We start from the raw sequence: 24,880 nt of genomic DNA on the forward strand, positions 1-24,880 counted from the left end.
TGTTCAATTGTTAGCAAATGGAGTGGAAGTCTCTGGTCAGCAATTAGTGCTAAGTGATGCCAATGGTTGGAATGGTACTTTTGAAAATCTTGATAAATATGACTCTGACAATGTTCTTATTGATTACACTGTAAAAGAAGTTACAGATTTATCTGGTTATCAATCTGTGATTTCGGGAAGTGACAATAACTACACTATTACAAATACTCATGTTCCAGAGGTAATTAGTTTATCAGGAACAAAGACATGGGATGACAATAATAACCAAGATGGTATCCGTCCAGAATCAATTGTTGTTCATCTACTTGCAAATGGTGTAGATACTGGTCAAACTAAAGAAGTTTCACAAACTGATAACTGGACTTACCGATTTGAAAATTTACCGAAATATCAAAATGGTCAAGAAGTTGTTTATACTGTTTCAGAAGACAGTGTTGGTGGTTATGAAACTATCATTTCTGAATTTAACATTACAAACAGTCATACCCCAGACACGACAGAAGTGTTTGGAACAAAGACATGGAATGACAATGATGACCAAGATGGTAAACGTCCAGATTCGAGTACAGTTAACCTTTTAGCCAATGGAACTAAGGTAGCTTCACAAGAAGTAACAGCTGATACGAATTGGACATATACGTTTTTAAATCTTGCCAAATATGCAAATGGTAGTGCTATTACTTACGCAGTAACTGAAGATAGTGTTGACAATTACACGGTAACAATTAATGGATATGACATTACAAATAACTATACTCCAGGTAAAACAAGTTTGACAGTCACAAAAGTTTGGGATGATAGCGATGATCAAGATGGCTTTGTCCTAATTCTATTGATGTCCAATTATATGCTAATGGCAAAAAATCTGGTGATGTTGTGACGTTAACAGCAGCGAATAAGTGGACATATACATGGAGAAATCTTGCTGAAAAAGCAAATAAAAAGATATTGTTTACTCTGTCAAAAAAGTGACTGAAGTTGATGACTATACAACTACTGAAGGAAAAGTAGAGAACGGAAATGTAACCATTACGAATACGCATGTGCCAGTAATTCCAGAAGAACCAGAGGACCCTAAGACAACAGATGTGACATTTAGCAAAGTTGAAGTTAACGGTAGCGCCGAACTCCCAGGTGCATCGCTCAAAGTTGTTTCAGGTGAAACCGCAGACGGTCAAATCGCCACAGATGCAAAAACGGGTGAAAACTTAGCGTGGACTTCAGGTGATACAGCCAAAGTGTTCAGCTTGTCAGAGGGCGCCTACACTATGGTGGAAAGTCAAGCGCCAGCAGGTTATGACTTAGCAGAGTCAATCACTTTCCGTGTCACAGCAGACGGTCAAGTCGAGGTAAAAGGAACAGACGGTTCATGGACAGTCCAAGCCGATGCGATAATCAAAATGGAAGATGCTAAAACACCAGTAATTCCAGAAAAAAACAGTCAAATACCCCAACAGTTGATGATCCAACAACTCTGTCAAGTAATTCTGATAAACAATCAGAGAAGAAACAAGAAAAGAAATCACTCCTTCCGTCAACAGGAGATAGCAGCGGTCTAGGATTGATGATACTTGGTCTAGTACTTGTATTATCAGTTATCTTTGGTTTTGTTTATAAAGCAAAAAAAGCTAAAGCATAGTATTAGTTAGTAATTGAATCGAACCTTTTAAAAAAGAGAGCCAATTTGGTTCTCTTTTTGTGTTTATCTTTGATATTTTACCGCTTTACTTGTACTTGGCTTTGGTCTCTCTTGTGGTCTGTGTTATAATAAAATCATGGAAATATTTGACACACACACGCATTTGAATGCTGATGATTTTGCTGGGCGTGAAGCAGAAGAATTGGCACTTGCAAAAGAAATGGGCGTCACTCGACATAATGTTGTTGGATTTGATGCACCAACTATTAAACGCGCTATTGAGTTAGCTGAAAAATACCCTGAAATCTACGCCACAATCGGTTGGCACCCAACGGAAGCAGGTTCATATACTCAAGAAATTGAGGATATGATTGTTGCCAATCTATCACACCCCAAAGTGATTGGTCTTGGTGAGATTGGCCTTGATTACTACTGGATGGAAGACCCAAAAGACGTCCAAATTGAGGTTTTTAAACGTCAGATTCAGCTTTCAAAAGACCACAACCTCCCTTTTATTGTCCACACTCGTGATGCTATGGAAGATACTTACAAAGTTATCAAAGAGGTCGGTGTTGGACCATGTGGTGGGATTATTCACTCATTTTCTGGTTCTTTGGAAATGGCAGAGCGTTTTATCGAGCTTGGCATGATGATTTCATTTTCAGGTGTTGTGACCTTTAAAAAAGCTCTTGATGTTCAAGAAGCTGCGCAAAAATTACCGCTTGATAAGATTCTAGTTGAAACGGATGCGCCTTATCTTGCCCCAGTTCCAAAACGTGGTTGTGAAAACCGCACCGCTTATACTCGCTATGTTGTAGATAAAATTGCTGAACTTCGTGCATTAACAAGCGAAGAAGTGGCAAAAGCAACATCAGACAATGCAAAGAGGTTATTTAACTGTGACTGAAAAAATTAAAATCCAAGAAGTCTTAGTCGTTGAAGGGAAAGACGATACTGCAAATTTGCGTCGCTTTTACGACGTGGACACTTACGAAACACGAGGTTCAGCTATCAATGACGATGACCTTGAACGCATTGAAAAACTAAATGACCTGCGTGGGGTCATTGTCTTTACGGACCCAGATTATAACGGAGAACGCATTCGAAAAATCATCATGAATGCTATCCCAAATGTTAAACACGCTTTTTTAAATCGTGATGAAGCTGCACCAAAATCAAAAAGTAAAGGTCGTTCACTCGGCGTTGAGCACGCAAGTTTCGAAGATTTGCAAAAAGCTCTTTCTGTCGTATTAGGAAATTTTGATGATGATAATCAATTCGACATCACAAAAGCTGACTTGATGCGCATGGGGCTTTTAATGGGAAATGATAGCCGCAGGCGCCGTGAATATTTGGGCGAAAAGCTCCGCATTGGTTACAGCAACGGTAAACAACTCCTTAAACGCTTAGAACTCTTTGGCATCACTTTAGCCGAAGTAGAAGAAGCTATGGAGAGATATGAGGGATAAAAAAAGTTGCGCTTTTACGGGGAGTTACACCAGTTGGGCAGAATCGTATTACTAAAATGGCTTATCTGGCAGAGATTTTAACAGAAGCAGGTCTTGAAAATGTTAAGACATATATTCAAAGTGGCAATATCGTTTTTGAGACAACCTTATCTGACGATGACGTTTGTACATTGATTCATGACACGATTCAGGCAAAAATCGGTGCTGATTTATCGGTTATCCTAAAAACGCAAGCCCAGTTTACAACGGCTCTTGCTGAAAGTCTCTTTGATGAAAGCTATGACGTTTCACGTGTTCACCTTGTTTTTACAAATGACCAGTTTTCGCAGGATAAGTTAGCTGACCTGTTAGAAACTGACTTTGGTGATGAAATCTTGCGAGCAGGAAGTGAATGCCTCTATCTCTATTTACCAAGAGAAGCCAAGAAAAAACGACTGAATACCAATTATTTAGAAAAACAATTATACATCACAGCTACCATGCGAAAGCTCAGAAGTGTTTCACGTTTAAGCCAGATGTGATACAATAGTAAATTGCATTGACAGAAATGAAAGGAATGACAAAACCTTATTTTGGGGATAACTTGTGGATAAGGTAGTTAAATAAATTATGAGAATTGCTGATTACAGTGTGACGCGTGCTGTCCTTGAGCGTCATGGATTTACATTTAAAAAATCATTTGGACAGAACTTTTTGACAGACACTAACATTCTACAAAAAATTGTGGATACTGCTGAGATTGATAAGAATGTCAACGTTATCGAAATTGGTCCTGGTATCGGTGCATTGACAGAATTTTTGGCTGAAAATGCTGCTGAAGTCATGGCGTTTGAAATTGACGACCGTTTGATTCCGATTTTGGCTGATACGCTTCGTGATTTTGACAATGTCAAAGTCATCAATGAAGATATCTTGAAATCAGACCTTCAAAGCCGTATCAAAGAATTTGCTAACCCAGACCTTCCAATCAAGGTCGTAGCAAATCTTCCTTACTACATCACAACACCAATCTTGATGCACTTGATTGAATCAAAAATTCCATTTGCAGAATTTGTCGTGATGATGCAAAAAGAAGTAGCGGACCGTATCTCAGCAGAACCAAATACCAAAGCTTACGGTTCACTTTCAATTGCGGTGCAATATTATATGACCGCTAAAGTTGCTTTTGTTGTACCACGTACAGTCTTTGTACCAGCACCAAATGTGGATTCAGCGATTTTAAAAATGACTCGCCGTGAACAACCACTCGTTCAAGTCAAAGACGAAGATTTCTTCTTCCGTGTTTCAAAAATTGGCTTTGTTCACCGCCGCAAAACCCTTTGGAACAACCTAACAAGCCATTTTGGAAAAGCAGACGAAATCAAAGCCAAACTTGAACAAGCGCTTGAAATCGCAGAAATCAAACCATCCATTCGTGGAGAAGCCCTATCAATTGCCGAATTTGCCAAACTAGCAGACGCCCTAAAAGAAGTCGGATTATAAAAATGAACCCCAGTCATTATTATGGCTGGGGTTAAATAATCTACTATTTATTTGAAATAAAAATCCATTCTTTATTACTATGAATTTTAAGAGAATTTATTTATAGTAATTATGAGCTATTCTTTTCAAAATATCAAAAATCTTTTAATAGCTTGTCTTTGTAATAATTAAAGAAAGTTTTTTTGCCGATAGTGCTGATTGTTTTGCCTTGTAAACCATATTTTAATTTGGAGCTATCTTGTTTATCAACGGTGGCTAGTGCTGTCACCTCAAAGACATTTCCTTCTTTGGTTTGTGTGGCAGAACTTGCAATTTTACTGATTTTGCCAGTGATAACAATGGCGTGATTGCTAATTTTTTCAAGGGTTAGGCGAACAGTCTGTCCTTTTTTCAATTGACTAACATGAGTGGAGTCAACGTAATAGCGGATAGCGACTTGCTGTGTTTTGGCAATTTCTGGGTAAATCTCTGCAATCTGACTGCCTTGCGGCAAGAGCGTTTGCCCTTCAAATTCATCAGAAACATGTAAAATGCCACTTTGACTAGCTTTTAAAACGGTGTCAGCTTTGGAGAGATTTGTCTGGTCAAGCTGCGCTTGCAAATTTTCTTTTTCTTGAGTAATTTGCGTAAGTTGTGTTTCAGCTTGTGTCAATTCCTGCTGACGCAAGCTTTCAATTTGATTAGTGGCACTAGTGTCATAACTTCCCGTTGAATAATTGGAAGCAGCTTGTGTTTGCAAACTAGAGATAGAGGTATTAATGCTATCAATCTGCCCTTGTAGGTCTGTTAAAAATTGATTTTTAACACTTTCTTTGCTAGCAGAATTGTTGTCAGTTGAACTGCTTTGTGTATCGATTGTTTGAATTTGGCTAAGATAGCTATTAAGAGTAGTTGCATATGGATTATTGCCAGATACATTTGTTTTATCAGTTTGAATAGCATCTTTAACTTCTTGATATTGACTGGCTTGGGTTTGTAGGTTAGCAATCTGATTGGCGATAGCTGCATTTGCTTGGTTGACACCAGCTTCTTGTTTAGCAACTGATTGGTTTGATTGAGAAACTTGAGCAGTAATTGTTTGAGATTGATTTAAAAAATGCTCAACGGTTGCTGAATAATCAAACTCATCATCACCTGTAAAAAGGTTTTGTCCTTGCTTTAGACTTTCTTTCAATTGATTGAGTGCCTCTTGTTGACGTTCATATCTTTCGATTTGTGTTTGAATGGCATTAAGTTGACTATCTTCCAATTTGTCGGAGTATTGGATGAGTAAATCCCCCTTTTTGACTGCCTTATTTTCACTAAGATTATTGGTTAAAACGGTGTTATTACTACTTGATTGAACAACAGCGATGACTTTTGTTGGTCTAATACTACCAAGTGTCGTAACGGTAATTTCTTTTTTACCAATGAGAGAAAAGGCAAGGAGAAAAAAGACCAAGAGTGTCATTGGAATCACTAAGACAGTCGCAAAATTATGATAACGCCTATGATAAAATTCAGCAGATTGAAATAATTTAGGATTCATATGGTCTCCTTTTATTCATGAAATAACTGTGCATAGAAACCTTGATTTTGGATGAGTTGTTTATGATGCCCTTCTTCGATAACGTGTCCTTTATCTAGAACAATGACACGGTCAGATTGTTCAGCAATGCTCAAACGGTGGGCAACAAAAATAATAGTTTTGTCTGTGAGAGATAGTAAATTTTTAATCACACGTTTTTCCGTTAGAACATCAAGACCACTTGTGGCTTCATCTAAAATCAAGACGGGAGCTTGTGTCAGTAAAGCGCGTGCTAAAGCTAAACGTTGCTTTTGCCCACCAGATAACCCAGCACCATCTGAAAGTTCGGTATGGTATGCTAGTGGCATCAATTCAATATCAGCACGGATTTCAGCGATTTCACAAGCTTTCAGAATTTCTTCTTGCGTGATATTGTCAGGTGCTCCCAAGGTTAAATTTTCTAAAATTGTCCCTGAAAAGACGTAAGACTGTTGTGGTAGGTAATTAATGTATTGACGAATGGCTTTTTTATCAATGGTTTTTAAATCGTAGCCACCAAGGGTAATCTGTCCATGGTTAGGTGTGTAAAAATTGACAATCATTTTAGCTAAGGTTGTCTTACCAGAGCCGCTGATACCAACTAGGCTAATTTTTTCACCTTTCTTAATGTGTAAATTCACATGACTCAGCGTGTCACGACCAAAACCATATTTATAAGAAACATCATCAAAAACAATATCTCCTTGTAGAAAATGGCTGTCATTTAAGAGTTGTTTGCTATCAAATTCAGATGACACTAAGTAAACTTCGTTGAGACGATTATTAGCTACTTTGGCAGATTGTAGTTTGGTTTGCAGATTGATAATATTTTCCATTGGCGTTGTAAAGTACGACAGAAGCGTATTGTAAGTAATCAATTGTCCTACTGAAATGTTCCCAGCCATGACTAAACGTGAACCATACCAGAGAATGGCGACGTTTAAAATTAGCTGTGCTCCCTGTTTTAACGACGTTTGCACAGCTTCATACTTACTAAGCGTAAAACTTTTATCCAAATAATCCACAAATTCACGGTCAATATTTTGATAACGGACTTCCTCACTAGTCAAAGATTTAATCGTTTCAATACCATTGATATCTTCGATAATCGCAGAGCTAACCATAGAATTGGCTTGCATGACATCGTGATTCATTCGCTCAAAAGGCTTCATAAAAGCCAAAATAATAATAGCATAGATAGGCAATGCTATTAAGGTGATGAAAAAGAGATTGGTATTTTGCAGAATTAAGACACTTCCGACAATAAACAAAATACTCACATCTAAAAATAAAGAGAGAATCGTTGATGCCAGTGCATCAATAATCGAGTTAGCATCGGTGAAACGTGAGATCACTTCACCTGTCCGCCTTGTGGCAAAAAAAGACATGGGCAATTCAAAAATGTGACGAATATAAGACAAAATCACGTCAATTGTTAACCGTTGGCTCAGCACAACAAGTAAATAATTTTGTGAAAAGCTCATGATTTGTTGCATTATGTAGGTTACAATCAACCCAACCGAGACAATGCCAAGAGTGGATTGCAATTGATTAGGAATATAATCGTCTAAGATTCCTTGCAAATAGTAAGACCCAACAATGTTAATCAAGGTCACGAGCAAACTTGCCAGAATGATATAAGTTAGCAGTGCCTTTTGTTTGAAAATAATTGGTAAAAAGCTTGTTAAGCCATTTTTCTTATCTTTATGCGGTTGATAATGCGGAGCAGGTGCTAAGAAAATGGCGACACCTGTCCATTCCTTTTTAAAGCGCTCCTTGGGCATTTTGGTCACTTTGACACTGGGGTCTGGATCACCGATGATAAGGTGGTTTTTCTTAGCTTTGTAAACGACATAATAGTGCTGCAGTTTGCCTTCTTTGTTAACATGAACAATAAAAGGATAGGGAATATCGGCCATATCAAACAGTTCCATGTTAGCTTGAATGGCGCGTGTTTCAAAGCCAATGGCTTTAGCTGCCTCGACTATCCCTAACGCTGTCGTCCCTTCCTTAGTTGTTTTAGCTAATTCCCTTAGGTGTGCCAGTGAGAAATCAGATCCATAATGCTTGGCAACTGATGCCAAAGCTGCCACACCACAATCTCGCAAATCAATCTGACTAACATACTTGTATCTCCTCATAACAGATTTCCTTCTAAAGAACCTAGTTTCAATAGATATGCTAAATAGACCATTGTTAATGTAGGTTCTAACCATTTGATAGACTTATTATGCCATAAGAAAGAGGTTTAGAACTATCAAAGTCCTAAACGGTCATTTTGAGTTCTTGAATGGTAACTCAATTACCGTTTAGGAACTCAAAATGAACTTTTACGACTTGGGCGTTCATTTTTCTAAAAAAGGGTTATACTATACTTGTTTCCGGAAATATAAAAATTAATAAGGAGGTATTCAGATGAATACAAAAGCATTTGAACAATTTGGTGTCATGAACGAAGTAGAACTTTCAGCGGTTGAAGGTGGGTATAGTGCAATAGATTGCCGAAATGCAATGCTGACCGGTATTGCAAGTGGAATAATTGCTGGAGGCACGGGAGCAGGACTTGCAACATTGGGTGTTGGAGGATTAGCAGGTGCCTTTGTTGGTGCGCACATTGGAGCTATTGGTGGTGGTTTGACATGTGTTGGCGGAATGATTGGAAATAAGTTTTGATAAAATGGGGGAAAACGATGAATTTAAAGAAGATAGACATTGAAGAAATTAGTGCTTCAGATTTAGAGGTTATTTCAGGAGGGAAAGGAAATCTAGGCTCTGCTATCGGAGGTTGCATAGGCGGAGTAATCCTTGCGGCTGCTACTGGTCCATTGACAGGTGGTGCGGCAGCTTTGGTTTGTGTTGGTTCAGGGCTTTCTGCGTACTTATAATGTTAATAAAATATACATTTCTTGTCCTAATATTTATTGCCACCCAGTTATTAATGTTTGTGATAAGACTAAAAGATGATGAAAAAAAAACAGTTAGACGCTTCTCTATCATTTTACTAATTTCTTATATTCTAGTTGATATTTTCATTAGCATTCTTAGGATGTTGTAACAACTAGGAATGCTAATGAATTCATATGAATACATTAGCATTTGAACAATTTGATGTAATGAACGAAGTAGACCTTTCAGCTGTAGAAGGTGGGTATAGTGCAGGTGCATGTTTAACTGACATTGGATTAGGAATGGTTGGTGGTGGTGCTGCAGGTGTAGCTGGTGGTGTTGCAGGAATTGCTCTCGGAGTTGCTCTTGGACAAATTGGTGGTAATGTAAGATGTATTACAAGTTATGTTGGAGGAAAGTAGAATGGAAGATTATAAAGAGTTGACCATAAATGATCTTGCTTGTATTAACAGAGGAGGAGTGAACTGGGGTGTAGCTGCTGGATATTGTGTTGCGGGTGCTTTAATAGGCGCTGCAGGAGGAGCAATTTCAGCTGGAGTGGGCTGTCTAGTCTCTGGTTTACAGGAAGTATCAGATGGGCTTTTTAAGTAATGTCATAAGAATATTATTTCCTTACATTTTGTTGACACCAATTATGTATATTATTTCCTATTGGAAGAGCAACAAATTTTTTAAACAATATGTAAGGATTGCTATCATATTTTTTCTATTACAAATCTTATCGGAATTGGCATATGCTATATTTAATAAGTAAAACTAATTTCGGCTGATAGTTCTCCTAGCGATCAGCCTTTTTCAAAAAGAAAAGGAGTTATTGATGACCTCAAAACATCTTAAATCATTGGTATTATTATCATCTGCTCAAACCGTGTGAGCATTAAAGGGCTTCAGGAAAAGTGATAAAATTGAACTGGTAGTCTTTTGGGGCTAGCTATTTTTATACAAACTGCATCTCTTGCGACTGTTTATGGTCATTTTACGCCTTGGGCGTTCATTTTTCTAAAAAAGGGTTATACTATACTTGTTTCCGGAAATATAAATTAACAAGGAGGTATTCAAATGAATACAAAAGGTTTTGAACAATTTGAAATACTAGACAACACTTCTCTTGCCAATATTAATGGTGGAGACAACATCACAAAGGGTGCGTATAAATTAGGAAAAGCAACCCGTCAAGCAGCAAAAGCAATTGGAAAAGCAGTTGGAAAATTATTTTAAAAAATATGATAGTATAGGAGAAAAGCGATGAAGAAAGAAAAAACTTTTAAAGAACTAACAAATGAAGAACTAGAACAAACTGTTGGAGGAGATGACCTTTATAAATTAGTCAATCAAGGATTTGGTGCAATCTGCTCGTTTATTGATGGATTCAATGGAAAAAAATACAGAGGTAAATGCTAGTAAGTGAACTAGTATTGAAGAATGGCTTAAATTTAAATTATGCTAAGTAGAATTTATCAGAACTTAATAGTATTATTGAAGTATGTTAGAATTATTTTGATTGTTTTTATATTACACTTCTTAATTCAAATTCCAGCAGCATCATCATTACCTAACGCTATTGTTAATTCTGCAATAGGTAACACTATTAGAATTTTGTTATTATTATCAGTTATTCCGATTACAATGCTATGCTATAAATCAATTAATATTTTTTCAGAAAAACAAAGGATAGTTGGGGCTATCAAAAATATAGAATGTTCAAAAAGTGATATTATATCTATCTTTATTCTGGGACTAATAGATTTAGCATTAGTTTTAGTCTATATTTTCATTAATGGAAGTCCTAAAAGTACGTTATGGCAAAGCGAACCTTTTATATTGTTTTTAACGTTGCTTACGACGGTTTGTACTCAACCAATTCTTGAAGAACTATTGTATAGGGGCATACTTTTAGGAAGTTTAGAAAATTGTTCTAAAATTTTAGCTTTAGTAGTGAGTAGTTTTGTTTTTAGCTATATTCATGTTTACGATTTTCGGCAAGTTATTAATTTTCATTTAATTGGTGGATTAATTTATGGACTTGCTTTTCTTAAAACAAAGAAATTATATCCGTCAATTATTTTACACTCAATACATAACCTAATTATTTTGGTGTTAGTTTGTAAAGTTTGATAGGTTGTGAAAGAAAAGATAATTGATTGTATAACAACTTAGTATTTCAAGAGTCTGGGACAAAAAAGGCTTCGATTCTTGAAAGCTTTATTGCTAAGTCATTTAAAAGGCTAAATTAATAAAAAGCGAACAAAACAGTGAATGTCAGGGAAGCTCTGTTTGTTTGCTTTTTATAGCTGATATTGAATTTTTATCTTAGCTTTTTACGTTTTAATCAAAAATTTTACCATTTACGACCTAAAAACGATAATTACGACTTGGACATTCATTTTTCTAAAAAAGTATTATACTAAAACTGTAAAGGTTGCAACCCTAAAAAATAATTTATGAAAGAACTATTATGACTAATCACATTCGAGTATTGACAGCAGTGGTACTATCTCAGTTAATTATTGAGTGGCCAGGTTATCTTATTGGGCTGTCTATTCCTAAAATTATTGGAATTGTGTTGCTGAGTACAGCTGTTGAAGCTATTCTTCATATCTGTTGTGTCATGAAATACCATAGTGATATTTCTCTGGCAACCAGCTTAACTAACTTTAAACAATTTATTTGGAAAACTATTTATTACCCTATTATTGTTGTAGCGGTTATCGTAGTTGGTGTTTTTCAAAAAAAACAATATCCTTACTATTTTCTTTGAGTGGAATGCCCTAGTTGTTTTTTATACCGTAGGATTTATCATGGCTTCTAATAATGTTCCTATGAAGAAACGGCATACATAAACGTTTACTTAGGATATGTTGAAGGTGGAGGAAAGGGATATTGTAAGCCTGTTTATTACGCAGCAAACGGGTACTCATGTCGATATAGCAACGGTGAATGGGGCTATGTTGTTACTAAAGGTGTCTTTCAAGCAACAACAGATGTAATCGCAAACGGTTGGGTATCGTCTCTTGCTGGGGGATATTTTGGAAAACCATAGAGGAGTTTTTTATGTCTCAAATAACTAAAGAATACATTATGGATCAAGTTTATAATCTTATTTTAAATGTCGAAACTAAGGAAAATGAGCGCGAAGCTCTTATCAATTTTAAAAATGAGATTGAAGCTGGGAAAGAATTTGAAAGAAATTTAATGAAGCTAGCAGAAAGTTTACGGGAAATTAGCGTAAAAAACATTTCTGAGAAAACAACAATGAGCATAGGTGTGAGAGAATTTTATAAAAATATTTCATCATATGGTCAATTGAAGAAAAACTTCGGTCGTGGATTAGCGGTAAGCGGCTTTATGTTTTAAAATATCAAGCTGATAGATGCCTATCAGCTTTTGTATTAATCAAATGTTACCGTTTAGGAACTCAAATTGCCCTTTTACGACTTGGGCGTTCATTTTTCTAAAAAAGGGTTATACTATACTTGTTTCCGGAAATATAAATTAACAAAGAGGTATTCAAATGAATACAAAAGCATTTGAACAATTTGATGTAATGACAGACGTAGAACTTGCTAAAGTTGAAGGTGGAAACAAATGTGTTAATGCAATTTTTGGTGGCGCATTAACAGGTGCAGGATCAGGATTTGTAGGTGGTATGGCAACGCTTGGTGTTACTTCAATTCCAGGAGCATTTGTTGGAGCCCATTTTGGAGCAATAGCTGGTGGCTTATATTGTGTAGGTGCTAGTCTTTGATATAAAGAGGTATTTGAGGATGAATGATAAATTTCATGAAATGACAAACTCAGATTTAGAGTTAGTTTCTGGTGGAGGAAAAGTTGGAGCAGCAGTTGGTGGCTGTCTCGGAGGTATGCTTTTAGCATGGGCAGGCGGTCCAGTTACCGCGACAGGATATGCTGTTGTATGTGGTACTGCAGGAGCAGCTGCAGCATATTTTAATTGATATAATGATGGGGAGTGAATTAATTAGGCTTGTAGTAGCTCAAGTCATTATATATGTTCTATTCTATTTGTTTGACAAAAAACATAGAGAGATGTACCCTAGATTATTTATAATAACACTACTATTTACAATAATTGTATATTTTTCGTCATAAATATATAGTTTAGCTATTATATAATCTATTCTTGAAAAACATAGTATTATTGTTGCTAATTTAGTATATTTCGGTGTTACTACTGCAGCTGGTGCTTACTTAGGTTATAAATCAAATTAATTTCTATGTACTATTCTATTTTTGTTATTTTATTCTGCATTATCTTAGCTATAATTTTTATTGACGGTTTCTTTATTAAGAAGAATAATAAAGCCTCATCTTATATCATTTTTTTGACTTGTTATGTTTTAAGTCAAAAGGAAGCTAACACTAGTTTTCTGACGTTAGTCTGTTTGCTTATTTTACTATTGATATATTATGAAAATAGAAATAAAAAATAATAACTATTATTGATAATCAGATTCATATTTTTATGGCAATAATATTGCCTGAAAGAATAGTTTATAATGTATTACTATTGTGATAGTCACGCATTTTTAAGCTAATAGATTGCCTATCAGCTTTTGTTTTAATCAAATTTTACCGTTGACGACCTAAAAACAACAAATTACGATTTGGGCGTGCATTAACCTCACAATCTGTTAGAATAAAATTTGTCAGTTGCAACGACAAAATATTATTGGGAGGTATTCAAATGAATACAAAAACTTTTGAACAATTTGATGTAATGACAGATGAAGCACTTTCTACTGTGGAAGGTGGGAAAACAATTTATTATGGTAATGGATTATACTGTAATGCAAATAAATGTTGGGTGAATTGGTCACAAACAGCTACAACGATTGCAAATAATTCAGTAATAAATGGCCTAACAGGCGGAAATGCAGGCTGGCATTCTGGAGGAATAGCTTAATGGTAGATTTAAAGTGGTTCTCAGGTGGAAAAGAAAGAAAAAATGAAGCGGTAGTTATTATTGACGAATTATTAGTATCTTTGAGTGAGGATTCAAAATATATACCGCTTAAAAAATTTTTTCTTTTTTATCGTAAGGAATTAGAGTCAAGTGGGACTTCTACGCCATTGGTATTAAGTAGGATGAATGTAGAGTTATCTAACATTCTGGTAGAAAATAAACTTCAACTATCTGATGCACAATCAAAGCAATTAAAGAGGTTAAGAAGTTTATCAAATATTAGATATGGCTATTAGATAAAATATTTATCGTCAAGCTGGTAGGTCCTATCAGCTTTTGTATTAATCAAATGTTACCGTTTAGGAACTCAAAATGACCGTTTACGACTTGGGCGTTCATTTTTTTAAAAAAAGGTTATACTATACTTGTTTCCGAAAATATAAATTAACAAGGAGGCAGTCATTATGAATACAAAAATTTTTGAACAATTTGATGTAATGACAGACGCAGAACTTTCAGCCGTTGAAGGTGGCGGATGTAATTGGAAAGGTGCAGCTGCTACAGTAGCTGTAGGAGCTGTTGGTGGTGCAATAAAAGGAGCAGTAACAACATATTCATGGCAAGGGGCTGCTTTGAAGGCGGTAGGATATGGAATTAAAGCAGGAGTCGCTTACGGTGCAACCTGCCGTTGGACATAACAGTATGAAAAGATGGATTTTGGAATTCTTACTTCTAGTCTTAGTTTATAGCATCATTGCTTTACTATGGAAACAAGATAAAACATGGCAATTTTACGCATTAAGCATGTATGCAGCCATAAGTTTATCAGATGATATTTTTAAACTTTTGTTTCTAAAGAATAAGAAAAAATAAAGGAGGTAGTCATCATGAATACAAAAGCATTTGAACAATTTGATGTAATGACAGATGCAGAACTTTCAACTGTTGAAGGTGGGAAAAGTAAAGAAGGAAGAAATATGGGATGTATACTTGGCACTGCAGGTATGGCAGGAGCAGGCTTTTTAGTAGCAGGACCAGCAGGTGCTGCCGCACTTGGCGGTGCTACCGCACTAAGAGTTTGTAGATAAGTTTACTTTACAAGGAGGATTCTGTATGGAACAATTTCAAATAATTGAAGAAAACGAACTAGAAATGATTGTTGGTGGTAAAGTTAGTCCAACCTGTGCGGCTTTGGTAGCAGCATCTATATATGGAGGACTCGCAGTAGCAGGACCAGCTGGTGTAGGTTTAGCTATGGCGGTTGGTGGTGCGGCTGCTGGAAGTTTTTGTAGATGAAAAATTGGAGAATTATTCTAAAAAATATACTGTTTTTGGCAATGGGAGTGAAGGCAGTATTATCGACAGACGGTATGTTAGTAAAAGGAATTCTCGTTTTTTTCACAATGTTTATATTGTATAGTATAAATAAAGCAAATTAATTTCTATGTACTATTCTATTTTTGTTATTTTATTCTGCATTATCTTAGCTATAATTTTTATTGACGGTTTCTTTATTAAGAAGAATAATAAAGCCTCATCTTATATCATTTTTTTGACTTGTTATGTTTTAAGTCAAAAGGAAGCTAACACTAGTTTTCTGACGATAGTCTGTTTGCTTATTTTGCTATTGATATATTATGAAAATAGAGATAAAAAATAATAACTATTATTGATAATCAGATTCATATTTTTACGGCAATAATATTGCCTGAAAGAATAATTTATAATGTATTACTATTGTGATAGTCACACATTTTCAAGCTGATAGATTGCCTATCAGCTTTTGTTTTAATCAAATTTTACCGTTTATGACCTAAAAATGACAAATTATGACTTGGACGTTTATTTCCAAGAGAATTTGTTAAACTGAAATGGTCAATCGCGGTGACAAAAAATTATTGGGAGGTATTCAAATGAATACAAAAATTTTTGAACAATTTGATGTAATGACAGACGCAGAACTTGCTAAAGTTGAAGGTGGAGGCATGGAATGGATTGGAGATGTATTGGGTGCTATAGGTAATGCTGCGCATCCTGTTAACCCTCGTCAAGTGGTAGACCAATTAAATGGAAAGTATCCACGTCGTGGTCCTGTTCGTTCTTGCCCTCCTGGAGGAACTGGAGGAACACCTAATGCTTGTTGATAAGTTGTCTGTAGAAATTTCTAAATAATGTTATTTTAAAGATAATTTAGAAGTTTTTTTAGCAAAAAAGAAATACGGTATGTAAATTATGAAAGCATTATATAATGGTCGTCTGTCTGATGTATGGGAAATAAGTAAGACGAATGTTCAACCAGTATGGGTTCAGCAAGCTTTTAAACAAAATTATCTGAAATGGAACGATAATAAATTAATAATTTCTATGAGCGGAATAAATCCGTCTATGAAATTTAATTTGAAAATTAGCTTATTGAGTTATCCTGGTTACGCCTCTTATCCTGTGGGGTATATCGGAGATTTTTTAGATATTACTAACCATCGTGTTGTTTCAAAAAAACAATTTCATAAACATTATCAAATTATTGAAGAAGACCCTCTATAATTCTCATTTATGTCTAAAACTACAGTTTAAAGCTGCTTTAAATGTTCGATAAAACTGGCGGCATACTTTTTGCCTATCAGCTTTTGTTTTAATCAAAATGTTACCGTTTAGGAACTCAAAATGCCCTTTTACGACTTAGGCGTTCATTTTTCTAAAAAAAGGGTTATACTATACTTGTTTCCGAAAATATAAATTAACAAGGAGGTAGTCATCATGAATACAAAAGCATTTGAACAATTTGATGTAATGGATGAAGTAGAACTTTCAGCCGTTGAAGGTGGAGGTTGGAAATGTGTTGCAGGAGTAGGAGGAGCATTTACTTGCTAGGTGGTGTGCCACTTTTCAAAGAAAAGAGGTATAACTATGAAATATCATCTTTCTAGGTTAGATAAGTTATTACTTATCAGATGTTTAATGGGTCAGTTACCAATTATAGGTATACTTAGTATATTCTTATCGCAGGAATTTTTTACCCTTCCTTTACTAACTAAAGTAGTTATAATACTAATTTTGACAACTAATATGGGAATCACTATTTACTTTACAAAGGAAATTAAACTAGAACAGGCAAAAGAAAATACTCATTTTCATGCTAAAGCTATGCAGATTTCTTTCATCGTGATTGCCTTGATTTTTGGTTTTATAGGCTTGTATAGGGGCGTAACTGCAGTAGAAACGTACCAACAAGTTATAGGGTATATAGGCGCTTTTATATGTATTGTTATAGCAGGTTTATTAGTTTGGGGGTTGAAATTTATTAAAGACTAAGCCTAAGGATTTTAATAAATACTTTTCTACCCAACTTATAGTATTCCTAATTAAGCAGTATCGTTAGAAACTTTATTCTTGATAGCAGGAATATATCTTTTGGTAACGACTAAGTAAAACTACTTTTGGCTGATAGCTAGGAACACTATCAGCCTTTTTCAAAAAGAAAGGGAGTTATTTATGACCTTAAAACGTATGAAATCAGTTGTATTATTATCATCTGCTTTATTGAGTATAGTAGCAGTGACAGCTTTTGCTGACGATGAGGCGACTTCGTCTAGTTCAACTATTGAAGTTGTTAATCAATCTGAAACTAGTGTGACTAGCACAGAGACTTCATCATCAAGTATCGAATCAGCGGTTACGGCTATTGAAACAGAACCGTCTTCGGAAGAAAATCAAGCAGTTGTTGCTAAAGCTGAGGATAATACTCTCCCAGCTGAAACGACTCCAGAAGTACAGACAACACCTACTACCCAAACCTCAGAAGATACCACACCAGTTGCTGCTGATGAAGCAGAAGAAACTGGTACTGATGATGTAACGGTTAAACAATATGAAGAAAACGTTGCTGATTTTAATGCTGTTGGTATTTCTGATGTGTATCACATGTTTACCAAAGACAATAAGGAGCATGTCCTCTATATTGGTCGTCCGACTTGTTATTACTGCCGTCAATTTTCATCAGAACTAAAAGAGTTCAATACGCTGCTAGATGAGGGTTTGGCATATTATAATACAGATAGTGCAGATTTTGATGATAATGCGCGTGCTTTCCTTTATGAAACGGTGGGAATTCCAGGAACTCCTACTATTTTACGATTGCAAAATGGACAACTCTTATCAGGATGGGTTGGTGGTGGCGTTAGCGCTCAACAGCTCTATGATTATCTTTTCTTAGGAATTAACCCAGAAGAATCTCAAATAGATGATCATGAGGATAATAGCACAAAAGATGAGATTACAGAAGAAAGACCTGCCTCGCAAGATACAGTCACCTTTAATCAAGGACGACCAACGACCATGCAGACAAGCCCAGCATCAGCACAATCTGTTTCTCTATCAACTCCAGCTCCAACAAGCACCGTAGTATCCACAAAAACTACGCCAACAACTCTTCCAAATACTGGTGAAGAAAAAAGCAATCTTTACAGCTTAAAGATCCTTTTTATCCTACTTAGCTTAGCCACACTTGGCTTATCAAAAATGATGAAATCAGAAGACTAAAATCAACTAATCTCCTTATTTCGTAGCGGAAAAGATTATCAAAATCACAAAAGAAACACGGTGACAAAGAGCTGACTACCATGCCATAACGCCCAAGACAGTTTATAAAGACGATATTTCAGTGAAGGGAGACAGCTTGCTCCTTGCGATGTTGACAGAAAAAGAGAAAAACGAAAAGTTGTCCTGCGCGGTCAACTTTTTTGATCAGATGAAGTCATCTTGAAAGGTACGATCAAAAGTTTTGAGAAGTTAATGAGAAATTCAAACGATCTAAACAAAAGTTATCTCAGCACATTAAAAAATTTCTCAAAAAAACCAACTTTTTTCAGATTTTTTATTTGTCTTACGAATAAATAGATAGAGAAGAAAATCTTCTACTGTTTTTTAGGATAAGGAGACAAGAATATGTCACAAAAATATATTCAACCACAATCATTGCCACGTATTGAATTTACAGAGTAGATTTCAACAACTTTTGATGCCATTGATAGGGAAAACTTGACGTTGGGAACAGATGAAATCATCGTTAGTCAAGCGCATAAGCTAAGAAAATTACTCCCACAACTGGCAGCAACGATTAAGGAAAAACGTAAATCTGATATTTCCCAACAACTGGCAGAATCACAAAAACTACGTAGGGCAGATCTTCAAGCGCTTAAAGATGCCATTAAGCCTGCCAAGGTTAGTCGTTTGGTGGAGAAAAAGGATGCTTATCTGCTGTTAAATGAATTATTGAAAAAGCATAATGATGCTCAAAGCTCAGGACTAGAAAAAACGAATGGGGTGATAAAATCTCTTCTGACGAAATTAGCTTCAGAAGAATATGCTCAAGCAGTAGAAACTCTGAGGGTAGATGAATATGTCCAAAATCTCCAAGAAAGTCATCAAAAGACCTATCAACTCTATCTCAGTCGACAACAAGAAGAACTGGTCAAATCATCATCAAATAAAAAAGAAATCAGAGAAACCATGAACAAAAGTTATCGTCTTTTCTGTAGCCATTTGGAAAATCTTGTTGATTATGATGAAGATACGTCTTACAGTTCTTTATATACACTGGTTGAAAAAGTCAAAAAAGACTTTGCGGAAGTGTTACAACGTCGTAAAGCCCAAGCTAAGCGTAAAAAACCTATTCAATCAGAAGAGGAGGTGGTGCCACCATCTGACTAAGTTAGGTGTTTGTCATGACAATTTTATTTTTAATTATTTTCACCCTGTCAAAAATGGCAGGGATTTTTGTATCGCGATGACCGTTTACGACCTATTTTGAACCATTTACGACTTTGCTGGTTGTGAGAGAGGAAAATAGTTTATAATAGTATCAAGAAATAAGGCCAACATAGTTAGGAGGAAGACGTGGATATTTTTGTACTCGAAGATGATATTCCCCAACAATTCCGAATGGAGCGTGCTATTAATCTTGTGATGGAATCAAATAACTGGCATTATCGGTATTTGGAGATTTCATCTAATCCTGATGAAATCATCGCAGTAGCAGGTAATGGTGAACATCAAATTTTCTTTCTTGATTTAGAAATTAAAGGTGAAGAGCAGCAAGGGATTGATGTTGCTAAAGCTATTCGTGAAAAAAATAGCACAGCTATTATTGTTTTTGTGACGACACATTCTGAATTCATGCTCTTAACCTATCAATCTTTAGTAGGTGCTATTGACTTTATTGACAAAGGATTAAACGAAGAAGCGTTTAATGAACGCTTATTCGTTTGTCTTAAAGAAGCTGTCAAACGCCAAGAGGGAAACTTTGGTGAACATTCCTACTTGTTTCATACCCCACAAGCCAAAGTGCGGGTAGCTTATGATGATATTTTATTTTTTGAAACGTCACCAGCACCTCATCGTGTTATTTTGCACACTAAGAACGAACGTACAGAATTTTATGCGACCATAGCAGAAGTGGCAAAATCAGATGAACGTCTTTTTAGATGTCATCGTTCTTTTGTGGTTAACGTGGATAATATCGCTAGATTTGATATGAGGTATAAGCTCATTTATTTTGAGATGGGAGAAACCTGTCCTGTAGCTAGGGCTAAGGTGAAATTATTACAGGAGAAAATTGGATAATGGAGAGGTAAAATGTTAGATTGGGTTATAACATCGCTTATATACGATACTGTTATTTTACTAATCTACAGTAATGTTAGAAAAAAACAGATGACATTACTGGAAATTGTATTGACAATATTAGTTATTTTTATAGCAGATCATGGCTGGTTTTACTTCATCGTTATTAAATTTTTATTTTTAATTCTTCTATCTTATTTTGGGGATGAGAATAGAGAGCTTTCCATAGTTGTTCATATTTTTTATGGCATTTTTCCTTTTGTTTTAGAAAGTGCCTTGAAACGCCTTGTAGTGTTCTTTATAATGCCAATTTTTAGCGTTAACTACATGGTTATGAGTAATAGTTTACCTCTATTTTTCATTGTTGAGCTACTGGTTTTGATGATTTACTTTTTGCTTGTCAATCTATCAAAAGTTAATTTTCAAGATTTTATAAAAATGACTGAAGTTACAAAATTACGTAGAGTTTTAATCTTTACTAATGTGACTATGATATTCTACAACATAGTTATTGAATTTTTGACAGGAGCAGAGTTTGAGGGTCAGGTACCTACCCTCCTTTATCGTCAGTGGTTAACGGTGATCTATTTCTTTTTCTTTATCTTTATGCTTTTTTATCTTAATCGTAGTTACCAGACATGGTTAGAGCATGAGATTGTCTTGGGAAAGGAGAAGCAGTTACAAGCATTATCAGATTACAGTAAACAAATGGAGAGCCTTTACCAAGAGGTAAGAGGCTTTCGTCATGACTATATCAATATTTTGACAAGCTTGAAGGAAGGTATTGATAGAGATGATATGGCAATGGTTAGGAAAACTTATGAAACGGTTTTAGAAGAATCTGGTTATTTTTTTAATGATAGTAAATTCGAGATAAGCCATCTGTCTAATATTGAAAATGATGCTATCAAGAGTATTTTATCCACTAAAATGTTGGAAGCTCACTCACTAGGTATTGACATTAGCGTAGAAGTTCAAAATCTTATTGGTGCCCCGGATATTTCTTTATTGGATTATGTTCGTTTACTGTCTATTCTTTGTGACAATGCGATTGAGGCAGCGATTAAAGCAGAACATCCTCAAATAAAAATAGCCTATTTTGATCAAGATGACAGCTATACTTTTGTTATTGAAAATACAACTAAAGACGAACGTATCCCTGTAGATTTGATTTTTAAAAAGAACTATAGTAGCAAAGGTATTGGGCGCGGTGTCGGTCTAACAACAGTCAACCACATGGTTACTACTTATTCTAACCTTACTATTCAAACATCTAGTAAAAATCATCTGTTTAGACAGACAGTGCATATAAAAAAAGGGCCACGGAGATAAACTCTGGGCTCTTCAAATTTTTAAGCTTGTTTATAAGGATCGTGCCGTTTAAACCAATCCCATAATCCAGCTAGAAGGTGTGTATCACCACCCTTTGTCATTTCCAGTTCTTCGGCACTTAGTTCAGAAAATTGGTCAAGTGTTGAAAAGTGAGTTGATGTATTTTTCATAGTAAATGTCTCCTTGTTTTTGCAACTATTATATCACAATAAGAAGAAAAGGGTGACAGAAATCATAAAAAGTCGTTTTTAAGTCGTAAACGGTCCTTGATGTACCATTCATACCTCGGATAAGTACAGTTCAACGTTTATGGAGAACTAAAATTGTCAAAATCGGGTTGGCGCCAATTGGATTATCCGAAGATTGTATGAACATAGGCTCTTAGATAAAGAGTGCACATAAAAAGCCAACCTCATCTCTGAAATTAGCCTTTATTATAAGGAAAGGACGGGATTTGAACCCGCGTGTGAATAACATCCACTTGCCAGATTTCGAGTCTGGTGCCGTACCAAGCTGGGCCACCTTTCCAAATGTCGTATTTAAGCGTTGTTTGATTTCAAATGATAATGTTGCTCAAAATACCATGCGGAAAAAGGGATTTGAACCCTCACGCCCATACTGGGCACATGCGCCTGAAGCATGCGTGTCTGCCGTTCTACCACTTCCGCAAAAGACAAAGTCATTATACGACTTTTAATCAAAAAAGACAAACATGAGAAATCTTTTGGCTTGATTACTGAATAAACGCCCATTTTTTGCTATAATGGGACTATCAATCAAAAAAAGGAAATACATTTGCAAGGTAGAATTATCAAGTCTCTAGCAGGTTTCTATTATGTAGAATCTGACGGAGTTGTTTATCAAACACGTGCGCGTGGAAATTTTAGAAAAAAAGGTCAAACACCTTACGTCGGTGATTTTGTTGATTTTTCAGCAGAAGACCATTCAGAAGGTTATATTTTAGCAATTCATGACAGAAAAAACAGTCTTGTTCGCCCACCAATTGTCAACATCGACCAAGCGGTGGTTATCATGTCAGCAAAGGAACCTGATTTTAATGCCAATTTGTTAGACCGTTTCTTGGTTTTATTAGAGCATAAGGCGATTGAACCAATTGTTTATATTTCAAAAATGGATTTATTGACAAGTCCTGATGAGATTGCAGCGATTCAAAAACAATACCAAGAAATTGGTTATCAATTTTGCACATCTTTAGACGAATTACTTCCGCTCTTGACGGACAAAGTAACCGTCTTTATGGGACAGACAGGTGTTGGAAAATCAACATTGCTAAACAAGATTGCTCCTGATTTGAAACTAGAAACAGGTGAAATTTCAGATAGTCTTGGGCGTGGTCGACACACGACACGAGCTGTTAGTTTTTATAATGTCAACGGTGGTAAAATTGCTGACACGCCAGGATTTTCATCACTGGATTACGAAATAACTAATGCAGAAGACCTGAACAAAGCTTTTCCAGAGCTCCGTCGTTTAAGTCGTTTGTGTAAATTCCGTTCATGTACGCATACTCATGAACCATCGTGTGCGGTCAAAGACGCCGTTGAGTCTGGAGAACTTTGGCAGTCACGTTATGATAACTATCTTCAATTTCTCAGTGAAATTGAGAATCGTCGCGAAACATATAAGAAAGTTGTAAAAAGAAAGTAGGTACTTATGTCAAACAATAAAATCGCTCCATCAATTTTAGCTGCTGATTATGCTAACTTTGCTTCAGAATTAAAACGTATTGAAGAAACAAGTGCTGAATATGTGCACATCGATATTATGGATGGCCAATTTGTACCTAACATTACTTTTGGTGCAGATGTTGTGGCTAGCATGCGTAAACACAGCAAACTTGTCTTTGATTGCCACTTGATGGTTGTCAATCCCGAACGCTTTGTTGATGCTTTTGCACAAGCTGGTGCTGATATCATGACAATTCATGCAGAATCAACCCTTCACATTCATGGTGCCCTTCAAAAAATTAAAAAAGCTGGCATGAAAGCTGGTGTTGTTATCAACCCAGGAACACCTGTTTCAGCTATTGAACCTGTTTTGAGCTTGGTTGACCAAGTGCTTATCATGACAGTTAACCCAGGATTTGGTGGTCAAGCTTTCATTCCTGAAATGCTTGAAAAGGTTCAAAAAGTTGCTAAAATTCGTGACGAAAAAGGTTACGATTTTGATATTGAAGTTGACGGTGGTGTAGATAACAAGACTATTAAAGCATGCTATCAAGCCGGAGCTAACGTCTTTGTTGCAGGATCATATCTCTTTAAAGCAAGCGATTTGACTGCACAAGTAGAAACATTGCGCGTGGCTTTAGATGACTAAGGTAGCTGTATTTGCTGGTGGTCAATTATCAGATTTCTCCACTGGATTTGATGTCTTTGTCGGTGTGGATCGAGGCAGTTTGTTTTTATTAGAAAATAAGCTCCCGCTGGATATTGCAGTTGGTGATTTTGACTCAGTTAGTCAAGATGAATTGCAAGGGATTCAGCATGAGGCAGGTGTTTTTATAAAAGCTAATCCTGAAAAGGATGACACTGACACAGAACTAGCTCTAAAAACTGTTTTTGAGCAGTATCCGAAAGCCCAAGTGACTATTTTCGGAGCTTTTGGTGGTCGAATTGATCATATGATGTCCAATCTCTTCTTGCCTGGGGATCCTGATTTAGCACCATTTATGCGTCAGATAACTTTGCGAGACAAGCAAAACAGCATTCAGTTTTATCCAGCGGGAACTTGCCAAGTTTTGCCTGAAGCCGAAATGACCTATGTGTCTTTCATGGCTGATGGGGATGCGGATTTAACCATTGAAGGAGCTAAATATAATTTGAATGCTAAAAATTTTTTTAAAAAGAAAATTTATTCTAGCAACGAATTTCTAGACCAGCAGCCTATTACAGTTACCTTAGCATCGGGTTATCTTATCGTTATTCAGAGTAAGGATAGGTAAT

The 24,880-nt window shown here is 35.9% G+C and carries 38 protein-coding genes, 2 tRNA genes and 1 pseudogene; 36 read left to right on the plus strand and 5 right to left on the minus strand.

All coding sequences use genetic code 11. From position 1 onward, the window contains the following. Nucleotides 1-7: 7 nt before the first annotated feature. The 8 genes from STRINF_RS10875 to rsmA all read left to right on the plus strand — a co-directional run bounded on the left by STRINF_RS10875 (nt 8) and on the right by rsmA (nt 4,590). Nucleotides 8-880, plus strand: a complete 873-nt coding sequence (locus tag STRINF_RS10875; RefSeq protein WP_223903576.1) for a Cna B-type domain-containing protein — start codon at nt 8-10, stop codon at nt 878-880. Next, nucleotides 877-972 (plus strand): hypothetical protein, encoded by a 96-nt coding sequence (locus STRINF_RS10505; protein WP_223903577.1) that lies wholly within the window; start codon nt 877-879, stop codon nt 970-972. The genes STRINF_RS10875 and STRINF_RS10505 overlap by 4 nt, the downstream gene beginning before the upstream one ends. After that, a complete protein-coding gene (locus STRINF_RS10510) occupies nt 969-1,559 on the plus strand; it encodes a SpaA isopeptide-forming pilin-related protein (RefSeq protein ID WP_006531857.1) in 591 nt (196 codons plus the stop codon). The genes STRINF_RS10505 and STRINF_RS10510 overlap by 4 nt, the downstream gene beginning before the upstream one ends. Nucleotides 1,560-1,561: 2 nt before the next feature. Then, entirely contained in the window at nt 1,562-1,639 is a 78-nt protein-coding gene (locus STRINF_RS10515; protein ID WP_223903583.1) for a hypothetical protein, read from the plus strand. Between the two features lie 136 nt (nt 1,640-1,775). Further along, nucleotides 1,776-2,546: a TatD family hydrolase gene (locus STRINF_RS04565; RefSeq protein WP_006531858.1), complete on the plus strand. Its 771-nt coding sequence runs from the start codon at nt 1,776-1,778 to the stop codon at nt 2,544-2,546. Continuing rightward, nucleotides 2,518-3,108, plus strand: a complete 591-nt coding sequence (rnmV, locus tag STRINF_RS04570; RefSeq protein ID WP_006531859.1) for a ribonuclease M5 — start codon at nt 2,518-2,520, stop codon at nt 3,106-3,108. Before STRINF_RS04565 ends, rnmV begins: the two co-directional genes overlap by 29 nt. Beyond that, a complete protein-coding gene (locus tag STRINF_RS04575; RefSeq protein WP_043878343.1) occupies nt 3,105-3,629 on the plus strand; it encodes a DUF1697 domain-containing protein in 525 nt (174 codons plus the stop codon). Before rnmV ends, STRINF_RS04575 begins: the two co-directional genes overlap by 4 nt. Nucleotides 3,630-3,717: 88 nt before the next feature. Continuing rightward, on the plus strand, nt 3,718-4,590 hold the full coding sequence (gene rsmA / locus STRINF_RS04580) for a 16S rRNA (adenine(1518)-N(6)/adenine(1519)-N(6))-dimethyltransferase RsmA (protein ID WP_006531861.1): 873 nt from the start codon (nt 3,718-3,720) through the stop codon (nt 4,588-4,590). A 133-nt stretch (nt 4,591-4,723) separates the two neighbouring features. On the opposite strand, the gene STRINF_RS04585 is transcribed toward rsmA, so the two are convergent. Both STRINF_RS04585 and STRINF_RS04590 read right to left on the minus strand, forming a co-directional pair. Next, a complete protein-coding gene (locus STRINF_RS04585) occupies nt 4,724-6,118 on the minus strand; it encodes a bacteriocin secretion accessory protein (RefSeq protein WP_006531862.1) in 1,395 nt (464 codons plus the stop codon). 11 nt (nt 6,119-6,129) lie between these two features. Then, nucleotides 6,130-8,277 (minus strand): peptide cleavage/export ABC transporter, encoded by a 2,148-nt coding sequence (locus STRINF_RS04590; protein WP_043878344.1) that lies wholly within the window; start codon nt 8,275-8,277, stop codon nt 6,130-6,132. A gap of 274 nt (nt 8,278-8,551) precedes the next feature. Here STRINF_RS04590 and STRINF_RS04595 point away from each other — a divergent pair, with 274 nt between their 5' ends. From STRINF_RS04595 to STRINF_RS04705, 25 genes and pseudogenes are all read left to right on the plus strand, one after another. Beyond that, nucleotides 8,552-8,809 carry a bacteriocin class II family protein gene (locus STRINF_RS04595; RefSeq protein WP_006531864.1) on the plus strand — a complete coding sequence of 86 codons (258 nt, stop codon included), beginning with the start codon at nt 8,552-8,554 and terminating at the stop codon, nt 8,807-8,809. A 17-nt stretch (nt 8,810-8,826) separates the two neighbouring features. Next, entirely contained in the window at nt 8,827-9,021 is a 195-nt protein-coding gene (locus STRINF_RS04600) for a class IIb bacteriocin, lactobin A/cerein 7B family (protein WP_043878345.1), read from the plus strand. Between the two features lie 195 nt (nt 9,022-9,216). Continuing rightward, nucleotides 9,217-9,444: a Blp family class II bacteriocin gene (locus STRINF_RS04605; protein WP_006531867.1), complete on the plus strand. Its 228-nt coding sequence runs from the start codon at nt 9,217-9,219 to the stop codon at nt 9,442-9,444. Between the two features lies 1 nt (nt 9,445). After that, nucleotides 9,446-9,634 carry a class IIb bacteriocin, lactobin A/cerein 7B family gene (locus tag STRINF_RS04610; RefSeq protein ID WP_115283782.1) on the plus strand — a complete coding sequence of 63 codons (189 nt, stop codon included), beginning with the start codon at nt 9,446-9,448 and terminating at the stop codon, nt 9,632-9,634. Nucleotides 9,635-10,102: 468 nt separating this feature from the next. After that, entirely contained in the window at nt 10,103-10,261 is a 159-nt protein-coding gene (locus tag STRINF_RS09910; protein WP_006531869.1) for a ComC/BlpC family leader-containing pheromone/bacteriocin, read from the plus strand. 27 nt (nt 10,262-10,288) lie between these two features. Further along, complete coding sequence (locus tag STRINF_RS09915; RefSeq protein ID WP_006531870.1) at nt 10,289-10,444, plus strand: bacteriocin; 156 nt, start codon at nt 10,289-10,291, stop codon at nt 10,442-10,444. Between the two features lie 39 nt (nt 10,445-10,483). Continuing rightward, the gene (locus STRINF_RS04615) at nt 10,484-11,158 is read left to right on the plus strand and encodes a CPBP family intramembrane glutamic endopeptidase (protein ID WP_006531871.1); all 675 of its coding nucleotides are present in this window, start codon (nt 10,484-10,486) and stop codon (nt 11,156-11,158) included. A gap of 340 nt (nt 11,159-11,498) precedes the next feature. Next, nucleotides 11,499-11,801: a hypothetical protein gene (locus STRINF_RS04620; RefSeq protein ID WP_006531872.1), complete on the plus strand. Its 303-nt coding sequence runs from the start codon at nt 11,499-11,501 to the stop codon at nt 11,799-11,801. A gap of 78 nt (nt 11,802-11,879) precedes the next feature. Then, nucleotides 11,880-12,083 carry a garvicin Q family class II bacteriocin gene (locus tag STRINF_RS09920; RefSeq protein ID WP_081442276.1) on the plus strand — a complete coding sequence of 68 codons (204 nt, stop codon included), beginning with the start codon at nt 11,880-11,882 and terminating at the stop codon, nt 12,081-12,083. A gap of 11 nt (nt 12,084-12,094) precedes the next feature. Beyond that, on the plus strand, nt 12,095-12,397 hold the full coding sequence (locus STRINF_RS04625; protein ID WP_006531874.1) for a bacteriocin immunity protein: 303 nt from the start codon (nt 12,095-12,097) through the stop codon (nt 12,395-12,397). Nucleotides 12,398-12,554: 157 nt separating this feature from the next. Further along, nucleotides 12,555-12,788, plus strand: a complete 234-nt coding sequence (locus tag STRINF_RS04630) for a Blp family class II bacteriocin (RefSeq protein WP_006531875.1) — start codon at nt 12,555-12,557, stop codon at nt 12,786-12,788. A 19-nt stretch (nt 12,789-12,807) separates the two neighbouring features. Next, a complete protein-coding gene (locus STRINF_RS04635; protein WP_006531876.1) occupies nt 12,808-12,996 on the plus strand; it encodes a class IIb bacteriocin, lactobin A/cerein 7B family in 189 nt (62 codons plus the stop codon). Nucleotides 12,997-13,745: 749 nt separating this feature from the next. Then, nucleotides 13,746-13,964 carry a Blp family class II bacteriocin gene (locus STRINF_RS04640; protein ID WP_006531878.1) on the plus strand — a complete coding sequence of 73 codons (219 nt, stop codon included), beginning with the start codon at nt 13,746-13,748 and terminating at the stop codon, nt 13,962-13,964. Next, nucleotides 13,964-14,260: a bacteriocin immunity protein gene (locus STRINF_RS04645; protein ID WP_006531879.1), complete on the plus strand. Its 297-nt coding sequence runs from the start codon at nt 13,964-13,966 to the stop codon at nt 14,258-14,260. The genes STRINF_RS04640 and STRINF_RS04645 overlap by 1 nt, the downstream gene beginning before the upstream one ends. Nucleotides 14,261-14,428: 168 nt before the next feature. After that, nucleotides 14,429-14,662 (plus strand): Blp family class II bacteriocin, encoded by a 234-nt coding sequence (locus tag STRINF_RS04650; protein ID WP_006531880.1) that lies wholly within the window; start codon nt 14,429-14,431, stop codon nt 14,660-14,662. A gap of 189 nt (nt 14,663-14,851) precedes the next feature. Next, nucleotides 14,852-15,052, plus strand: a complete 201-nt coding sequence (locus STRINF_RS04660; protein WP_006531882.1) for a bacteriocin class II family protein — start codon at nt 14,852-14,854, stop codon at nt 15,050-15,052. A gap of 25 nt (nt 15,053-15,077) precedes the next feature. Then, nucleotides 15,078-15,260 (plus strand): Blp family class II bacteriocin, encoded by a 183-nt coding sequence (locus STRINF_RS04665; protein WP_006531883.1) that lies wholly within the window; start codon nt 15,078-15,080, stop codon nt 15,258-15,260. Between the two features lie 617 nt (nt 15,261-15,877). Continuing rightward, nucleotides 15,878-16,108: a bacteriocin gene (locus tag STRINF_RS04670; RefSeq protein WP_043878356.1), complete on the plus strand. Its 231-nt coding sequence runs from the start codon at nt 15,878-15,880 to the stop codon at nt 16,106-16,108. An 88-nt stretch (nt 16,109-16,196) separates the two neighbouring features. Further along, nucleotides 16,197-16,508, plus strand: a complete 312-nt coding sequence (locus STRINF_RS04675) for a hypothetical protein (protein WP_003066586.1) — start codon at nt 16,197-16,199, stop codon at nt 16,506-16,508. 213 nt (nt 16,509-16,721) lie between these two features. Beyond that, a pseudogene (locus STRINF_RS04680) lies at nt 16,722-16,814 on the plus strand (Blp family class II bacteriocin); the annotation flags it as partial. A 57-nt stretch (nt 16,815-16,871) separates the two neighbouring features. Then, a complete protein-coding gene (locus STRINF_RS04685) occupies nt 16,872-17,276 on the plus strand; it encodes a hypothetical protein (protein ID WP_018364981.1) in 405 nt (134 codons plus the stop codon). Nucleotides 17,277-17,456: 180 nt separating this feature from the next. Next, nucleotides 17,457-18,503: a thioredoxin fold domain-containing protein gene (locus STRINF_RS04690; protein WP_006531888.1), complete on the plus strand. Its 1,047-nt coding sequence runs from the start codon at nt 17,457-17,459 to the stop codon at nt 18,501-18,503. Between the two features lie 504 nt (nt 18,504-19,007). Continuing rightward, nucleotides 19,008-19,673, plus strand: coding sequence for a DUF6261 family protein (locus tag STRINF_RS04695; protein ID WP_006531890.1), 666 nt, complete (start codon nt 19,008-19,010; stop codon nt 19,671-19,673). A gap of 186 nt (nt 19,674-19,859) precedes the next feature. Further along, nucleotides 19,860-20,585: a LytR/AlgR family response regulator transcription factor gene (locus STRINF_RS04700; RefSeq protein ID WP_006531891.1), complete on the plus strand. Its 726-nt coding sequence runs from the start codon at nt 19,860-19,862 to the stop codon at nt 20,583-20,585. 12 nt (nt 20,586-20,597) lie between these two features. Continuing rightward, on the plus strand, nt 20,598-21,917 hold the full coding sequence (locus STRINF_RS04705) for a sensor histidine kinase (RefSeq protein WP_006531892.1): 1,320 nt from the start codon (nt 20,598-20,600) through the stop codon (nt 21,915-21,917). Between the two features lie 20 nt (nt 21,918-21,937). Here STRINF_RS04705 and STRINF_RS04710 read toward each other — a convergent pair whose 3' ends face one another. From STRINF_RS04710 to STRINF_RS04720, 3 genes are all read right to left on the minus strand, one after another. Then, on the minus strand, nt 21,938-22,087 hold the full coding sequence (locus tag STRINF_RS04710) for a ComC/BlpC family leader-containing pheromone/bacteriocin (protein WP_006531893.1): 150 nt from the start codon (nt 22,085-22,087) through the stop codon (nt 21,938-21,940). A gap of 269 nt (nt 22,088-22,356) precedes the next feature. After that, nucleotides 22,357-22,445, minus strand: a tRNA-Ser gene (locus STRINF_RS04715). Nucleotides 22,446-22,501: 56 nt separating this feature from the next. Further along, nucleotides 22,502-22,585, minus strand: a tRNA-Leu gene (locus STRINF_RS04720). A gap of 127 nt (nt 22,586-22,712) precedes the next feature. Between STRINF_RS04720 and rsgA the strand changes: the two genes are divergently transcribed. The 3 genes from rsgA to STRINF_RS04735 are packed head-to-tail and all read left to right on the plus strand — an operon-like array spanning nt 22,713 to nt 24,879. Continuing rightward, a complete protein-coding gene (gene rsgA / locus STRINF_RS04725) occupies nt 22,713-23,585 on the plus strand; it encodes a ribosome small subunit-dependent GTPase A (protein ID WP_006531894.1) in 873 nt (290 codons plus the stop codon). Between the two features lie 6 nt (nt 23,586-23,591). Beyond that, complete coding sequence (gene rpe / locus STRINF_RS04730) at nt 23,592-24,254, plus strand: ribulose-phosphate 3-epimerase (RefSeq protein WP_006531895.1); 663 nt, start codon at nt 23,592-23,594, stop codon at nt 24,252-24,254. Then, nucleotides 24,247-24,879 (plus strand): thiamine diphosphokinase, encoded by a 633-nt coding sequence (locus STRINF_RS04735; protein ID WP_006531896.1) that lies wholly within the window; start codon nt 24,247-24,249, stop codon nt 24,877-24,879. The genes rpe and STRINF_RS04735 overlap by 8 nt, the downstream gene beginning before the upstream one ends. Nucleotide 24,880 lies beyond the last annotated feature (1 nt).

It is taken from the genome of Streptococcus infantarius subsp. infantarius ATCC BAA-102, from assembly GCF_000154985.1.
Taxonomy (GTDB): domain Bacteria; phylum Bacillota; class Bacilli; order Lactobacillales; family Streptococcaceae; genus Streptococcus; species Streptococcus infantarius.

Bases quoted from the DNA above. Each gene is read 5' to 3' on its own strand.
- STRINF_RS09915 (WP_006531870.1), top strand. From the start codon at position 10,289: ATGAAGAAAGAAAAAACTTTTAAAGAACTAACAAATGAAGAACTAGAA.
- STRINF_RS04610 (WP_115283782.1), top strand. From the start codon at position 9,446: ATGGAAGATTATAAAGAGTTGACCATAAATGATCTTGCTTGTATTAAC.
- rpe (WP_006531895.1), top strand. From the start codon at position 23,592: ATGTCAAACAATAAAATCGCTCCATCAATTTTAGCTGCTGATTATGCT.
- STRINF_RS04620 (WP_006531872.1), top strand. From the start codon at position 11,499: ATGACTAATCACATTCGAGTATTGACAGCAGTGGTACTATCTCAGTTA.
- STRINF_RS04705 (WP_006531892.1), top strand. From the start codon at position 20,598: ATGTTAGATTGGGTTATAACATCGCTTATATACGATACTGTTATTTTA.
- STRINF_RS04600 (WP_043878345.1), top strand. From the start codon at position 8,827: ATGAATTTAAAGAAGATAGACATTGAAGAAATTAGTGCTTCAGATTTA.
- STRINF_RS04635 (WP_006531876.1), top strand. From the start codon at position 12,808: ATGAATGATAAATTTCATGAAATGACAAACTCAGATTTAGAGTTAGTT.
- STRINF_RS04625 (WP_006531874.1), top strand. From the start codon at position 12,095: ATGTCTCAAATAACTAAAGAATACATTATGGATCAAGTTTATAATCTT.
- STRINF_RS04710 (WP_006531893.1), bottom strand. From the start codon at position 22,087: ATGAAAAATACATCAACTCACTTTTCAACACTTGACCAATTTTCTGAA.
- STRINF_RS04565 (WP_006531858.1), top strand. From the start codon at position 1,776: ATGGAAATATTTGACACACACACGCATTTGAATGCTGATGATTTTGCT.
- STRINF_RS04630 (WP_006531875.1), top strand. From the start codon at position 12,555: ATGAATACAAAAGCATTTGAACAATTTGATGTAATGACAGACGTAGAA.
- STRINF_RS04645 (WP_006531879.1), top strand. From the start codon at position 13,964: ATGGTAGATTTAAAGTGGTTCTCAGGTGGAAAAGAAAGAAAAAATGAA.
- STRINF_RS04690 (WP_006531888.1), top strand. From the start codon at position 17,457: ATGACCTTAAAACGTATGAAATCAGTTGTATTATTATCATCTGCTTTA.
- STRINF_RS04660 (WP_006531882.1), top strand. From the start codon at position 14,852: ATGAATACAAAAGCATTTGAACAATTTGATGTAATGACAGATGCAGAA.
- STRINF_RS04685 (WP_018364981.1), top strand. From the start codon at position 16,872: ATGAAATATCATCTTTCTAGGTTAGATAAGTTATTACTTATCAGATGT.
- STRINF_RS04640 (WP_006531878.1), top strand. From the start codon at position 13,746: ATGAATACAAAAACTTTTGAACAATTTGATGTAATGACAGATGAAGCA.
- rnmV (WP_006531859.1), top strand. From the start codon at position 2,518: ATGCAAAGAGGTTATTTAACTGTGACTGAAAAAATTAAAATCCAAGAA.
- STRINF_RS04585 (WP_006531862.1), bottom strand. From the start codon at position 6,118: ATGAATCCTAAATTATTTCAATCTGCTGAATTTTATCATAGGCGTTAT.
- STRINF_RS04670 (WP_043878356.1), top strand. From the start codon at position 15,878: ATGAATACAAAAATTTTTGAACAATTTGATGTAATGACAGACGCAGAA.
- rsmA (WP_006531861.1), top strand. From the start codon at position 3,718: ATGAGAATTGCTGATTACAGTGTGACGCGTGCTGTCCTTGAGCGTCAT.
- STRINF_RS04615 (WP_006531871.1), top strand. From the start codon at position 10,484: ATGCTAAGTAGAATTTATCAGAACTTAATAGTATTATTGAAGTATGTT.
- STRINF_RS04735 (WP_006531896.1), top strand. From the start codon at position 24,247: ATGACTAAGGTAGCTGTATTTGCTGGTGGTCAATTATCAGATTTCTCC.
- STRINF_RS04590 (WP_043878344.1), bottom strand. From the start codon at position 8,277: ATGAGGAGATACAAGTATGTTAGTCAGATTGATTTGCGAGATTGTGGT.
- STRINF_RS04665 (WP_006531883.1), top strand. From the start codon at position 15,078: ATGGAACAATTTCAAATAATTGAAGAAAACGAACTAGAAATGATTGTT.
- STRINF_RS04650 (WP_006531880.1), top strand. From the start codon at position 14,429: ATGAATACAAAAATTTTTGAACAATTTGATGTAATGACAGACGCAGAA.
- STRINF_RS09910 (WP_006531869.1), top strand. From the start codon at position 10,103: ATGAATACAAAAGGTTTTGAACAATTTGAAATACTAGACAACACTTCT.
- STRINF_RS04595 (WP_006531864.1), top strand. From the start codon at position 8,552: ATGAATACAAAAGCATTTGAACAATTTGGTGTCATGAACGAAGTAGAA.
- STRINF_RS04605 (WP_006531867.1), top strand. From the start codon at position 9,217: ATGAATACATTAGCATTTGAACAATTTGATGTAATGAACGAAGTAGAC.
- STRINF_RS04675 (WP_003066586.1), top strand. From the start codon at position 16,197: ATGAAAGCATTATATAATGGTCGTCTGTCTGATGTATGGGAAATAAGT.